At 74.1% G+C, this 13,323-nt stretch carries 14 protein-coding genes; 9 read left to right on the forward strand and 5 right to left on the reverse strand.

The genetic code is table 11. The features are described from left to right. Positions 1-118 precede the first annotated feature (118 nt). Both ACIBQZ_RS36215 and ACIBQZ_RS36220 read left to right on the forward strand, forming a co-directional pair. Entirely contained in the window at positions 119-2,161 is a 2,043-nt protein-coding gene (locus tag ACIBQZ_RS36215; RefSeq protein ID WP_396093388.1) for a putative bifunctional diguanylate cyclase/phosphodiesterase, read from the forward strand. Beyond that, the gene (locus ACIBQZ_RS36220; protein WP_396093389.1) at positions 2,158-3,060 is read left to right on the forward strand and encodes an ABC transporter substrate-binding protein; all 903 of its coding nucleotides are present in this window, start codon (positions 2,158-2,160) and stop codon (positions 3,058-3,060) included. Before ACIBQZ_RS36215 ends, ACIBQZ_RS36220 begins: the two co-directional genes overlap by 4 nt. 13 nt (positions 3,061-3,073) lie before the next feature. Here ACIBQZ_RS36220 and ACIBQZ_RS36225 read toward each other — a convergent pair whose 3' ends face one another. Both ACIBQZ_RS36225 and ACIBQZ_RS36230 read right to left on the reverse strand, forming a co-directional pair. Continuing rightward, positions 3,074-3,322, reverse strand: coding sequence for a hypothetical protein (locus ACIBQZ_RS36225; RefSeq protein ID WP_396093390.1), 249 nt, complete (start codon positions 3,320-3,322; stop codon positions 3,074-3,076). Between the two features lie 166 nt (positions 3,323-3,488). Then, entirely contained in the window at positions 3,489-4,358 is an 870-nt protein-coding gene (locus ACIBQZ_RS36230) for a helix-turn-helix domain-containing protein (RefSeq protein WP_396093391.1), read from the reverse strand. 163 nt (positions 4,359-4,521) lie between these two features. On the opposite strand from ACIBQZ_RS36230, the gene ACIBQZ_RS36235 reads away from it, so the two are divergent. Next, positions 4,522-5,937: a dihydrolipoyl dehydrogenase family protein gene (locus tag ACIBQZ_RS36235; RefSeq protein WP_396093432.1), complete on the forward strand. Its 1,416-nt coding sequence runs from the start codon at positions 4,522-4,524 to the stop codon at positions 5,935-5,937. On the opposite strand, the gene ACIBQZ_RS36240 is transcribed toward ACIBQZ_RS36235, so the two are convergent. Beyond that, entirely contained in the window at positions 5,925-6,509 is a 585-nt protein-coding gene (locus ACIBQZ_RS36240; protein ID WP_396093392.1) for a dihydrofolate reductase family protein, read from the reverse strand. The two genes, ACIBQZ_RS36235 and ACIBQZ_RS36240, sit on opposite strands and share 13 nt — an antisense overlap. Before the next feature lie 108 nt (positions 6,510-6,617). Between ACIBQZ_RS36240 and ACIBQZ_RS36245 the strand changes: the two genes are divergently transcribed. The 3 genes from ACIBQZ_RS36245 to ACIBQZ_RS36255 all read left to right on the forward strand — a co-directional run bounded on the left by ACIBQZ_RS36245 (position 6,618) and on the right by ACIBQZ_RS36255 (position 9,324). Continuing rightward, a complete protein-coding gene (locus ACIBQZ_RS36245; RefSeq protein ID WP_396093393.1) occupies positions 6,618-6,950 on the forward strand; it encodes an STAS domain-containing protein in 333 nt (110 codons plus the stop codon). 43 nt (positions 6,951-6,993) lie between these two features. Continuing rightward, complete coding sequence (locus ACIBQZ_RS36250; protein ID WP_396093394.1) at positions 6,994-7,617, forward strand: maleylpyruvate isomerase family mycothiol-dependent enzyme; 624 nt, start codon at positions 6,994-6,996, stop codon at positions 7,615-7,617. A 183-nt stretch (positions 7,618-7,800) separates the two neighbouring features. Beyond that, positions 7,801-9,324, forward strand: a complete 1,524-nt coding sequence (locus ACIBQZ_RS36255; RefSeq protein ID WP_396093395.1) for a glycosyltransferase family 39 protein — start codon at positions 7,801-7,803, stop codon at positions 9,322-9,324. A 4-nt stretch (positions 9,325-9,328) separates the two neighbouring features. Here the strand turns inward: ACIBQZ_RS36255 and ACIBQZ_RS36260 are convergent, their stop codons facing one another. After that, complete coding sequence (locus tag ACIBQZ_RS36260) at positions 9,329-10,321, reverse strand: lamin tail domain-containing protein (RefSeq protein ID WP_396093396.1); 993 nt, start codon at positions 10,319-10,321, stop codon at positions 9,329-9,331. A gap of 101 nt (positions 10,322-10,422) precedes the next feature. On the opposite strand from ACIBQZ_RS36260, the gene ACIBQZ_RS36265 reads away from it, so the two are divergent. Both ACIBQZ_RS36265 and ACIBQZ_RS36270 read left to right on the forward strand, forming a co-directional pair. Then, positions 10,423-10,899 (forward strand): RrF2 family transcriptional regulator, encoded by a 477-nt coding sequence (locus ACIBQZ_RS36265; protein WP_396093433.1) that lies wholly within the window; start codon positions 10,423-10,425, stop codon positions 10,897-10,899. Positions 10,900-11,020: 121 nt separating this feature from the next. Beyond that, positions 11,021-11,815, forward strand: coding sequence for an NPP1 family protein (locus ACIBQZ_RS36270; RefSeq protein ID WP_396093397.1), 795 nt, complete (start codon positions 11,021-11,023; stop codon positions 11,813-11,815). A gap of 58 nt (positions 11,816-11,873) precedes the next feature. On the opposite strand, the gene ACIBQZ_RS36275 is transcribed toward ACIBQZ_RS36270, so the two are convergent. Further along, the gene (locus ACIBQZ_RS36275) at positions 11,874-12,623 is read right to left on the reverse strand and encodes an SDR family oxidoreductase (RefSeq protein WP_396093398.1); all 750 of its coding nucleotides are present in this window, start codon (positions 12,621-12,623) and stop codon (positions 11,874-11,876) included. A 90-nt stretch (positions 12,624-12,713) separates the two neighbouring features. On the opposite strand from ACIBQZ_RS36275, the gene ACIBQZ_RS36280 reads away from it, so the two are divergent. Beyond that, a complete protein-coding gene (locus ACIBQZ_RS36280; protein WP_396093399.1) occupies positions 12,714-13,184 on the forward strand; it encodes a molybdenum cofactor biosysynthesis protein in 471 nt (156 codons plus the stop codon). Positions 13,185-13,323: the final 139 nt, after the last annotated feature.

Below are 13,323 nucleotides of genomic sequence, written 5' to 3' on the forward strand. Positions count from 1 at the left end.
CGTCAGGCCGGCGCCCGCGAGGGCGCTTCTGCATCAAGTCGATGTTCCGGCGACGGTTCGACCGGCCGGGGTGACCCCCAACCCTTCAGTCCCCGGCTCCCGGGTCGATAGAAGGGGCATGCGGCGCCGCGGCACGACCAGACGGGGTACGAGTGCCGGCTCCCGCCTGTTCCTCGCCTACGCTGCCGCCAGCCTGGTGCTGGTCGCCCTGCTCGGCGGGCTGCTGGTGCAGGGCTACCACGAGGACGCCGCCCGCCAGGGCGAGGACCAGGGCCGCTCCCAGGCCTCGGTCATCGAGGAGATGGCCGTCGCGCCCGCGCTGGACGGCGCCGACCTGGCCGGCGGGCTGACCGCCACCCAGCGCGAACGCCTGCAGGAGGCCACCGACCTGGCCATCTTCCACGGTTCGGTGCTCAGCCTGCGGCTGCGCAGCTTCGCCGGCCAGGTGGCGTTCTCCGACGACGGCTCGACGGCCGGCGGCATCGCGGTCTCCGAACCGGCCTTCCGCTCGGCGACCGCCGGCCGCACCGACGTCGCGATCGTCGCGGACACCGCGCGCAGCTCCGGCAAGGTCATCCGGGTCCTGCAACCGGTGATCGCGGGCGCCTCCGGCCAGGCGATCGGCGTGCTGGAGCTGTACCTGCCGTACGACGCGATCGCCGCGCACCTGCGCCAGCAGATGGTCGTCACCTACTGGCGGCTGGGCGCCGCGCTGGCCGCGCTGTACCTCGTGCTCGCGCTGATCGCCTGGTCCACCACCCGTTCGCTGCGCCGCTACGCCTCCCGCCGCGAGCACGAGGCGATGCACGACGGCCTGACCGGGCTGCCGAACCGCGTCGCCTTCCGGGTCCGGGCCCGCGACACCCTGGCGGCGGCCGGGCCCACCGGCCCCGGCGGCGCGGTCGTGCTGGTCGACCTCAACCGCTTCAAGGAGGTCAACGACACGCTCGGGCACCACGCCGGTGACGAGCTGCTCAAGGTGGTCGCCGGCCGGCTCACCGGGTCGCTGGGCGCCGCCGGCACGGTCGCCCGCCTCGGCGGGGACGAGTTCGGCCTGATCCTGCCCGCACTGCCGGCGCAGGAGGTGCTCGCCCTGCTCGAGACGGCCCGCAGCGACCTGGTCCAGGAGACCCTGCTGGACGGCGTCGCGCTGCGGATCGAGGCCAGCTTCGGCGTGGCGCTCTACCCGGAGCACGGCACGGACGTCGAGGAGCTGCTCCAGCACGCCGACGCCGCGATGTACCACGGCAAGCGCGGCACGGCCGACATCGTCCTGTACGCGGCCGGCCAGGTCGCCCACCCGGCGCACTGGCTGGTGGTGCAGACCGAGCTGCGGCACGCCCTGGAGCGCGACGAGCTGGTGCTGCACTACCAGCCCAAGGTGCGCTTCGCCGACGACACGATCAGCGGCCTGGAGGCGCTGGTGCGCTGGCAGCACCCGCAGCGTGGGCTGCTGGCCCCGGCGGAGTTCCTGCCGGCCGCCGAGCAGTCCGGGCTGATCGAGCCGCTCACCGCCTGGGTGCTGCGCCGGGCCCTGGCCGACCAGGCGGGCTGGACGGCGCTCGGCCAGTCCTGGCCGGTGGCGGTCAACGTGTCCGCCCGCAACCTGGAGGCGCCCGGCTTCCCCCGGTTCGTCGCCGACCTGCTGGCCGAGCAGGGCACTCCGCCGGCCCGGCTGCTGCTGGAGGTCACCGAGACCGCGCTGGCCGGCGACGCCGCACAGGCCGCCCGCGCGGTCGTCGAGCTGACCGCGCTCGGCATCGGGGTGGCCGTCGACGACTTCGGCATCGGTTACACCAGCCTGTCGCAGCTGCGGTCGGTGCCGGTGGCCGAGGTCAAGATCGACCGGAGCTTCGTCGCCGACCTGGACAGCGACCCGCAGAACCAGGCGATCGTCCGGTCGGTGATCGCGCTGGCGCACGGGCTCGGCCTGCGGGTCACCGCCGAGGGCGTGGAGACCCAGCGGGTCGGCGCCTGGCTGGCCGCGGCCGGCTGCGACGACGCCCAGGGCTTCCTGTACGCCCACCCGCAGGTCTGGCCGCATCTGCTCGACCTGTTCCTGCACCCCCGCGGCACCGGCCGGCACGCCCGCGCCGAGCTGACCGCGGTCGCCGAGCCCGCCACCCACCCGTTCGACCGAGTATCGGAGGTCCCCCGATGAAGCACTCCCACCGCGGGCGCGTACGCCTGGCCGCAGCCGGCATCGCGCTCACCCTGGCCGCCGGCGGGTGCGGCACGGCCTCGGCCGGCACGGACAGCCCGGCCACCGGCGCCATCGCGCTCAGCCAGGAGATCCACGACATGCTGCCGCAGAACGTCCGCGACCGGGGCGGCATCCAGCTGGCCACCGACCCCAGCTACGCGCCGATGGAGTCGTACGCGGCGGACGGCCGCACGATCATCGGTTTCGACGCCGACCTGGCCGCCGCGCTCGGCGCCGTGGCCGGCATCCGGGTGGAGCTGGTGGCCGCCGACTTCGGCAGCGCGCTGACCGAGACCGCCAAGGGCACCTACGACGGCGTGCTGTCGTCCATGACCGACACCGCCGAACGCGAGAAGCAGGCCGACTTCATCGACTACTTCTCGGCCGGCACCGCGGTGGTCGTGCAGCGCGGCAACCCGCACGGCATCTCCGACCTCAAGGACCTCTGCGGCCAGGTGGTCGCGGTGGAGAAGTCCACCGTGCAGGCCGACCTGCTGCGCCGTTCCCAGCCCGGCTGCGGCGCGGACCCGATCGTCATCAAGACCTTCAAGACCCACGCGGACGCGCTGCTGCAGGTGCGGACCGGGCGGGCGGTCGCGATCCTGAACGACTACCCGCCGGCGGCGTACCTGGCCAACGACACCAAGACCCGTTCGTACTACCAGCTGGCGTCGACCACCCAGTACGAGCCCGGCCTGGTCGGGCTGGCGGTGGCCAAGGACAACCCGGAGCTGCGGGACGCCCTGCGGGCCGCGCTCGACGTGCTGATCCGCTCGGGCCGCTACACCGAACTGCTGCAGCGCTGGGGCCTGACCAACGGCGCGCTCGCCGCCTCGTCGATCAACGCGGGCAGCTGAGCCGCGGCTTCGCTCAGGTGCGGGTGTTGCGGGGCAGGGAGGCCAGCCGGCGGCCGCGGACCAGGGCCTGCCGGCGGCCGATCTCCCGGCCGTCGGTGGTGACCTCGATGCCCTCCACCTCGTACCAGTTCTCGCCGTCGCGGATCACCGGGCGGTTCCAGTCCACCCGGTCGACGCGCATGACGAGGGAGCCGGTGCCGAAGCAGTAGTCGGTCTCCGCGAAGTGGCTCACCGGCCGGTTCGGGCCGCGGTTGGCGTCCATGCCTGCACTCCTCAGCGTCCGGTCATCCTGCACGTGCCCAAGCATGGCCATATGCGCGAACGTAAGCAAGCACCGATGCACGTGCATATGCACACTGGACCAAAAGTGGAAGATCCGGTGCGGCGCCCCGCCGTTCGGCCGATGTCCGGCGTGTCAGCCGTGACTGTCAGCGCGCGATCTGATGCAGCATGTCATCGAGAATGGCCGGCGTCCGCTCCGGCGGCTCGGCCTCCAGACAGGACCGCTCCATCGCGATCGCGTACTGCTCCACGTCGCCCGGCTTGTCCAGATAGACCGCGCCGGTGAGCTGCTCGACGTAGACCACGTCGGGCAGCTCGGGCTCGGCGAAGCGCAGGATGGCGAACGGGAAGCCGGCCGGGCCGCCCTGGTGGAACCGGACGATCTGGAGCCGTACGTTGGGCAGCTCGGCGGCCGCCAGCAGGGCCCGCACCTGGGCCCGCATCACGCCGGGCCCGCCGACCTCACGGCGCAGCACCGCCTCGTCCAGCACCGCCCACAACATCGGCGGATCCGGCCGGGTGAGCACCCGCTGGCGGTTGCGCCGCAGCTCGATGCGGCGCTCGATGGCGGCGGCGGGCGCGGCGGCGTGCTCGCGTTCGAGCACCGCACGGGCGTAGTCGGGGGTCTGCAGCAGCCCGGGCACGAAGTGCGCCTCGTACGCCCGGATCAGCGACGCCGCCTCCTCCAGGCCCAGATAGGACAGGTACCAGGGCGGCACCACCTCGCCGAACTGCCGCCACCAGGCCGGGGCGTTCGCCCGCCGGGCCAGGTTCAGCAGCGCCGTGCGCTCCGGCTCACCGACGCCGTAGAGGGCGAGCAGGTCGGCCACGTCGCGTTCCTTGAAGGGCACCCGGCCGAGCTCCATCCGGCTGATCTTGGACTCGGACCCGCGGATCTCGTAGCCCGCCGCCTCGCGGCTGATCCCGCGCGCCTGTCGCAGCCGCCGCAACCGGGCACCGAGCTGGATCCGCAGCGCCGTGGAGCCACCGCTGCCGTCCGGCTGAGCCGAGGCCATTGTTCCTCCGTCTCCCGACTTGTGCCCCGCGCACGTGCATACAACCGTGCAGTGTCCTTCGAAGATGCGCAACCTTCTGCACGATCATCAATCCTGCCGGGTTATCCGGCCACCCGTGGCCCCGCCCCCGGCCCTCCGGTGGTACGCAGGGCGGATGACACAGATGACCGAGGCCGGGTACGACGTGATCGTGCTGGGCGCCGGGCCGGTCGGCGAGAACATCGCCGACCGCGCCGTCCGGGGCGGGCTGACCGCCGCCGTCGTCGAGCACGAACTGGTCGGCGGCGAGTGCTCCTACTGGGCCTGCATGCCGTCCAAGGCGCTGCTGCGGCCGGCCGAGGCGCTGCGCGCGGCCCGGCAGGTGGGCGGCGCCGCCGCGGCGGTGACCGGCGCACTCGACGTGCCGGCGGTGCTCGCCCGGCGTGACTCCTTCACCAGCGACTGGTCCGACGACGGGCAGGTGGAGTGGCTCGCGGGCGCCGGCATCACGCTGGTCCGCGGCCACGGCGCGTTGACCGGCGTCCGGGAGGTCACCGTCACCGCGGCCGACGGCAGCACCACGGTGCTCACCGCCCGCCACGCGGTGGCGATCACCACCGGCTCGGACGCGGCGGTGCCGGACATCCCCGGGCTGCGGGCGGCGGAGCCCTGGACCAGCCGGGAGGCGACCAGCGCCCGGAAGGTGCCGGCCGGCCTGGCGATCATCGGCGGCGGGGTGGTCGCCACCGAGATGGCCACGGCGTACGCGAGCTTCGGCACGGCCGTCACGCTGATCGCCCGCAGCGGCCTGCTCGGCGGGATGGAGCCGTTCGCCGGCGAGCTCGTCGCCGCCGCCCTGCGCGACCAGGGCGCGACGGTGCTGCTCGGCACCGCCACCACCGAGGTGACCAGGACCGCGGACGGCGTCACGATCCGCACCGGCGACGGCGGCACCGTCACCGCCGAGGAGGTGCTGGTCGCGGCCGGGCGCACGCCGCGGACCCGGGACATCGGGCTGGAGACGGTGGGCCTGACCCCGGGCGGCTGGATCACCACCGACGACACCATGCGGGTGCCCGGCACCGACTGGCTGTACGCCGCCGGCGACGTGACCCACCGCGCGCTGCTCACCCACCAGGGCAAGTACCAGGCCCGGGCGGCCGGTGACGTCATCGCGGCCCGGGCCACCGGCGCCGCGGTGTCGGACGCGCCCTGGGGCGCCCACGTCGCCACCGCCGACCACCACGCGGTCCCCCAGGTCACCTTCACCGATCCACAGGTGGCCTCGGTGGGGCTCACCGCGGCGGCGGCCCGCGCGGCCGGCCACCGGGTCCGCGTCGTCGACTACGAGATCGGCCGGGTCGCCGGGGCCTCGCTGCACGCGGACGGTTACACCGGCACCGCCCGGATGGTGGTCGACGAGCGGCGCGAGGTGCTGCTCGGCGCGACCTTCGCCGGCCCGGACGTCGCCGAGCTGCTGCAGGCGGCGACGATCGCGGTCGTCGGCGAGGTGCCGGTGGCCCGGTTGTGGCACGCCGTGCCGGCGTACCCCACGGTCAGTGAGATCTGGTTGCGGCTGCTGGAGACCTACGGCCGGTAGGTGGCGATGATCACGCCGGTCGTGCTGGTCACGGTCTCGACGAGGGTCAGTTCCCGGTACGCCGCGGCGCCCGCGCCGAACAACCGGGTCCCGGAGCCCAGCACCAGCGGGTGGATCGACAGGACGTACCGGTCGACGAGGCCCGCGGCGGCCAGCGCCCGGACCAGCATGCCGCTGCCCAGCACCACGACGGGCGCGGTCAGGTCGGCCCGGAGCCGGGCGACGGCGTCGGTGGGCTCGCCGCCGAGCAGCACGGAGTGCTCCCACGGCAGCGGCTCGGCCAGGGTCCGCGAGACCACGTACTTGGTCTTGCGGTTCAGCACCTCGGTGTACGGGTTCCCGTCGTCCTGCTTCGCCCAGAACCCGTGGAGGTCGAGGTAGGTGCGCCGGCCCAGCAGCAGCGCGCCGTCCTCGCTCATGCCCTTGCCCATGGTGGCGGCGCTGACCTGGTCGGCGTACGGGCGCGCCCAGCCGCCGAACCGGAAGTCGCCCCGGGTGTCCTCCGCGGGGCCGCCCGGCGCCTGCATGACGCCGTCCAGGGTCACGTTCTCCACGACCACGATCTCGCCCATGCCGATGCTCCGCTCTCCGGGGCCCGCCGCGGTGACGGGCCTGCACCGATCACACGATCGGGCGGCGCTCAGATCGACAACCGCGGGATGCCGACTATCGTCTGGTGAATGCCCAACGACGCCGTGGTGACATATGAGCAGGTCGACGCCGATGGTCTGGTCATCGCCGTCCTCGCCGGCGAGCTGGACCTGGATCGCGCGGACGCGGTCCGGGACAGCCTGGCCGCGGCCGCGGCCGGCGGCGCCTGCCGCTACCTGAACGTGGACGTCGCCGAGGTGACGTTCATCGACTCGTACGCGCTGGGCGCCCTGGTCAGCGCCCGCAACACCGCGGCCAGCCACGGGGTGTCGCTGACCCTGACCAACCCCTCGCAGCCGGTCCGCAAGGCGATCCAGGTGACCGGCCTCAACCACGTGTTCGGCCTGCCCGCCACCAGCTGAGGCCGGGTGGCCGGCGGCCGCCGGGAAGTGACAGATTGGGGCGATGGACTATCGCCGCACCTACCGGGCCGCCGCCGTCTCGTTCGCCGACCTGGTGTCGCGGCTGCCCGCGGACCGCTGGGACCAGCCCGGGCTCGGCGACTGGAGCCTGCGCGACCTGGTCGGCCACACGGTCAGCTCGGCGCTGCGGCAGGTGCCGCGGGTGCTGGCCGCCCCCGGCGGCGAGGTGAGCATCGGGTCACCGCAGCACTACTGGACGTTCGCCCGCGCCGCGCCCGCGGAGATGTACGCCGCGGCGACGGCGGCTTCCTCGGCCGACGCGCGGGAGACCGGCAAGTGGCTGGGCGACGCCGCGGCGGCCCGGGTCAGCGAGCTCGCCGGGCAGGCCACCGCGGCGCTGGCCGCGGCCGGTGACGACGACGTGGTCGCCACCCCGGCCGGCGGCATGCGGGTGCGGGACTGGGTGCCCACCCGCACCTTCGAGCTGGTCGTGCACGGCCTGGACGTCGCCGCAGCCGCCGGGGTGCCCTTCGAGCTGGCGCTGGACGCCGTCACCGAGTCGCTGACCCAGGCCGCCCAGGTGGCGGTGGCAGCCGGCGACGGCCCGCTGGTGCTGCGCGCGCTCACCGGCCGGTCCCGGCTGCCCGAGCACTTCTCCGTCGTGTGAGCGCTGCCTTCACCGGCCGGAAACGTGTCCGTAGCAGACGCCGCAGTTCCAGAGTAGACAGCCGTCTAGCAAGTGACGAGGTGCACACCTGAGGGCATCCGGCGGGAGTCCGCGCCGGGGCGGCTGCCTCTAGAGTGGCAGTTCGATCTGACTCGATTCCGTCTCCGGCAGGCGAGGAGAGACGTGACCCTGGTGGCACCGGCTGACACCGACAGCGCCCCCGCGGCACCACCGCGGGAGCCCGACGACACCGTCCGGGTGCTCGGACGCCGCATCCCCGGGCCGCTGCTGATGTGCGGCCCGGCGGTGCTCCCCGCGCTGCTCATGCTGGCCGTCGGCCGGATCGGGCTGCGCCGGCCGGCGGTCGGCTGGGACGAGAACGCCACCTGGCTGGCCAGCGGGCGCAGCGTGGGCCAGCTGGTCGACCTGGCCCGGCACTTCGACGGTGTGATCTCGCCGTACTACTTGTTCATGCACTTCTGGACGGGCGTCTTCGGCGACTCCGAGCTGGCGCTGCGGGCGCCGTCGCTGATCGCGGTGACGCTCGGCGTGGGCGTCTCGGCCGAGCTCGGCCGCCGACTGTTCGGCCCGGCGACCGGCCTGCTGACCGGTCTGCTCCTGGTCACCGTGCCGCAGTTGTCCCGGTACGCCCAGGACGCCCGGGCGTACGGCATCGCCTTCCTGCTGGCCACGCTGGCGACCCTGCTGCTCTACCGCGCCCTGCGCGAGCCGACCTGGGCCCGCTGGATCCTGTACGGCGTCACCGTCACCCTGCTCGGCCTCGCCCACATCCTGGCGCTGCTGGTGCTGATCGGGCACGCGTACGCGGTGCTGACCCGGGCCCGCCGGGACGCGCCGGGCACCCGGCCGCTGCGCTGGCTCGTGGTGACCGCGGTCGCGCTGCTGCCGGTGCTGCCGTTCGTTTATCTCGGGCTGACCCAGCGCGGCTCGCAGCTCGACTGGCTGCCGCCGATGACGCTGCGCCAGGTGATGACCGCGCCGGGCGACATCTTCGGCGTCGCGGCGGTCGGGCTGCTGCTGATCGGCCTGGCCCTGACGGCCCGGCACCGCGACGGCCGCCCGCTGCGCGAGCTCGCCGTGCTGGCCGTGGCCCCGCCCGCGGCGCTCATCGGCGTCTCGTTCGTGACCTCGCCGCTGTGGGTCCCGCGGTACGTGCTGGTCGTCGTCCCGGCGATCTGCCTGTGCGCGGCGGTGGCGCTGCGGGCCGTGCCGCTGCGGGCGGTCGCGGCACTGGTGCTGCTGGTCGGGGTGGGCTGGCCCGCGCAGCAGCGGGTCCGCAGCCAGACCAGCCACCTGGGCCCGGACTTCCGCACCGTGGGCCGCTACCTCGAACGCCACCAGCAGCCCGGCGACGTCATCGTCTACGGCACCGCGGGCACCTGGTCGCTGCGTGCGGGCGTCGACTACCAGCTGCGCGGCCGCCAGAAACCCCGCGACGTGCTGCTGCTCACCCCGGCCGCCGAGGTCGGCGAGCTGGACGCGGTGCAGTGCCCCGACCCGGTGGCCTGCCTCGGGTCCGCGCCCCGGGTGTGGCTCTTCCGCTGGCAGCCGGTCGGCAAGGAGCTCACCTCGACCGCGCCGCTGGCCGACACCGGCGCGGTGGGCCCGGTGCTGACCGCCGACTACCGGGTGGCCGGCGTGTGGCGGGCCACCAAGGCGAACCTGATCCTGTTCGCCCGGCGCTGACCGGTCAGCGCCGGCCGGCGGGCGCCGCGGGGCAGGAGAGCACACACGGATACTGCATCCAGCCGCGCAGGTCGCCCTGCGGGTCGAAGAGGTAGGCGCCGTCACCGTGGGCCTCGGCGTCGGAGGTCGGGTTGTCGAAGGCCGGCGCGGTCAGGCCCCAGAACTTGTGGGTGGCGGTGGGCGTACCGGAACCGACGTGCAGGTAGACCGCGTCCCGCGCGGGCACGACCGTGCCCTTCGGGAAGGTGTAGCGGCGCAGCGCCGAGTCGCGCACCCACCAGCCCGCCAGCGGCAGCGCGGCGTCCGACCGGTTCTCCACCCGGACCCACTCGCCGTTGAGGTTCCGGTCGTCGGCGCCCTCGGCGTCGTAGTTGACCACCACGGCGAGCGGGCTGCGCTGGGCCGGCCCGGTGCCGCAGGTGTCGGCGTCGAAGATGTTGCGGCCGTCCCGGGCGGCCTGCGCCTGTGCCACCCGGTACTGCGGGTTCCAGGCCCACTCCCCGCCGAACGGCTGCCACAGGGCGAGCCCGTGGCGCAGCAGGTCCAGACCGACGTCCCGCCAGACCCCGTTGATCCGCACCGCGACACTGCGCAGCGGGCGGTTGCGGCTGCTGCTGGCCGCGTGCTGGGCGGTCAGGCGGACCTGTCCCCCGCCGGCCTTGACCAGCTGCTCCAGCCGGGCCGTGGCCGCGACGCTGTGGCACTCGCCCCGGCGGCGCTGCGGCACGGACGAGTAGACCGTCTGCTCCATCGCCTGGGCGTTGATGAGCCGGATCGACCGGGGCGTGCCGGTGCCGTCGCCGGCCAGGTCGACCGAGAGGGTGTCGCCGTCGTTGACGCGTACCACCTTGCCGGTCCAGACCTGGCACATCGGCCCGGCGCCGTCCGGCAGGCACGGCGCCGTGACGACCGCGGCGGCGGCCGGCGCCGCCGGGACGACGGCGAGGACGCCGGCGACCGCCGCGGTGCCGAGCAGGGAGGCGAGGCGCACCAGCATGACTGGTCCATCGGCCGCCGGCACCGCCGGCTGAGGGTTCACCCGGCGCGGCGCCAACTCAGACAGACTTTGTCGCAGACAGGTAGGCTGGGCCGGTGAAGATGTCCGGTGGGGTGGAGTGGGCCCTGCACTGCGCGGTGGTGCTCACCGCCGCCGACCGGCCGGTGCCGGCCGCCCGCCTCGCCGAGCTGCACGACGTCTCGGGCAGCTATCTGGCCAAGCAGCTGCAGGCGCTGTCCCGGGCGGGCCTGGTGCAGTCGGTGCAGGGCCACGCCGGCGGCTACGTGCTGACCCGCCCGCCCGCCGAGATCACGGTGCTCGACGTGGTCGAGGCGGTCGACGGGGCCCGGCCCGCGTTCCTCTGCACGGAGATCCGCCGGCGCGGCCCGATGGCCACTGCCGCGGAGGCCTGCCTGCGGCCGTGCGCGATCTCGCGGGCGATGACCGCGGCCGACGACGCGTGGCGGGCGGCGCTGCGGGCGGTGACGATCGCGGACCTGGCCGCGGACGTGACCGGCGACTACGGCCCGGGCACCTTCGCCGGCCTGCGAACCTGGCTGGCCACCGATATTTCGTGAGTACTTCTCGCGTACGCCATTGACCGGGGTCCGGCCACGGGGTGAGATATAGACCCTCATGCATCGGCGGCCCCCGTGCGGCCGAGGCGCGTCGATCCACGAAGGGCGACGAATGGAACACGTGTCATCGCCGCGAGCCCGCCGCTCGCCGTCCCGCCGCCGGCCGGCCCTGATCGCGGCCGGGCTGGCCGCCGCCGCGATCCTGCTCCCCGCCACCGCGGCCCACGCCGACTCACTGGCCAACCTGCCGCAGAACGCCGGCGGCTACGAGACCACCTTCTCGCCCGCCTACGACTACGACACCGACGGGTGTTACGCCGTCTCGGCGATCAGCCCGGACGGCACGCTCAACGGCGGCCTGAAGACCACCGGGGCGATCAACGGCAGCTGCCGGGACCAGTCCGATCTGGACAAGTCGCAGACGTACGCCCGGTCGAAGTGCAACAACGGCTGGTGCGCGATCGTCTACGCCAGCTACTTCGAGAAGGACCAGGCGGTGCACGGCAGCGGCCTCGGCGGCCACCGGCACGACTGGGAACACGTCATCTCCTGGGTGGACCAGTCCACCGACCGGGCCGAGTACGTGACCACCACGCAGCACAGCAGCCAGCGCACGTACGCCCGCTCGGCGGTCCGGTTCGACGGCACCCACCCCAAGGTCGTCTACCACAAGGACGGCGCGTCGACGCACTTCTTCCGGCTCGCCAACAGCAACGACGAGCCGCCGGAGAACCATTACCACAACTGGCGCTACCCGCCGCTCGTGGACTGGAACGGCTGGCCCGGCACCGCGCTGCGGGACAAGCTGATGGCCGCCGACTTCGGCTCGGCCAGCATCAAGATCAAGGACGGCTCGTTCGAGTCCCTGCTCACCGCGGCGAAGCCGGCCGGCATCCCGTTCAACCCTCAGGGCTGACCCGCACCGCCCGCCGGAGCGCCGCCACCCGCACGGCGACGCTCCGGCGGCGGGCGCGTTAGCCGCGGAGACCGGCCAGGTAGCCGGCCAGGTCGGTGCCGCCGGTGCGGTGCTCGCCCGCCGGGACCAGGGCCTTCAGGTCCGGCTCCGCGCCGAAGTAACGGGCATGCGGGTCGGCCGTCACCGGGCGGCCGTCGCCGGTCGCCGCCAGGTAGCGGCCGATCAGGTCGTCCATCGGCACCTGCTCCGGGCCGGCCAGCTCGATCGTGCCGTTGACCGGCGCGCCCAGCGCCACCTCCGCCAGCGTCGCCGCGACGTCCGCCGAGGCGACCGGCTGCATCAGGGCCGGCGGGACGCGGACCGTGCCATCGGTGGTCGCGGCGCCCGCGATGGCGCCGAGGAACTCGAAGAACTGAGTCGCGCGCACGATCGTCCACGGCACGCCGGCCTCCTTGACCAGCTCTTCCTGGGCCAGTTTGGCGCGCAGGTAACCGCTGTCGGCCAGCCGGTCCGCGCCCACCACCGAGAGGGCGACGTGGTGGCCGACGCCGGCCGCCCGCTCGGCGGCCAGCACGTTGCGTCCCGACGTGCGGAAGAAGTCGAGCACCGCATGGTCGTCGAACGACGGGGAATTCGCCACGTCGACGACCACCCGGGCCCCGGCGAGCGCCTCGGCCAGCCCGGCGCCGGTGATCGTGTCCACTCCGGACGCGGGCGACGCGGGCACCGCCTCGTGGCCGCGCCCGCGGAGCTGCGCGACGAGCTGCGAGCCGATCAGCCCGGTTCCACCGATCACCACGATCTTCATGGCCACCCTCTTCTCATCTCGGACAAGTTATGTCCGAGATACTACTCGGACAAGATGTGTCCGAGTCAAGGCCGGCCGTAGACTTCCCGGGTGCCGGAGATCGTGCAGTTGCTCGCCTCGCCCGCCCACCGCTTCACCGGCCGCCCGGCCGACGGCCCCGCCCCGGCGCCGCCCGGTGAGCTCGTCGGGCACGTCCGGATCCGGGCCGGGCTGGGCATCGAGGGCGACCGGTACTTCGCCCGGCCGGCGCACCGCGACGCGAGCGTCACGGTGATCGCGGCCGAGTCGCTGCCGCCGGGCGCCGGCCTCGCCGAGGTCCGGCGCAACATCCTGGTCCGCGGCATCGCCGTCGACGACCTGGTCGGCGCGGTGCTCACCCTCGACTCCGGCGACGGCCCGGTGGCCCTTCAGGTACGCCGCCGGGCGAACCCGTGCGCGTGGATGGACGTGACGGTCGGCCCGGGCGCGTGGCGGAACCTGCGCGGCCGGGGCGGCATCCGCTGCACCCCACTCACCGACGGCACCCTGCGACTGGGCGCGGTAACGGTGAGCATCGACTGACCAGGCGGCGACGGGTCACGGCCCGGACCAACCCGCGAGGCGGCGGGTCACGGCCCGGACCAACCCGCGAGGCGACGGGTCACGGCCCGGACCAACCCGCGAGGCGACGGGTCACGGCCCGGACCAACCCGCGAGGCGC

The sequence above is a fragment of the Actinoplanes sp. NPDC049599 genome (assembly GCF_044465625.1).
GTDB lineage: Bacteria > Actinomycetota > Actinomycetes > Mycobacteriales > Micromonosporaceae > Actinoplanes.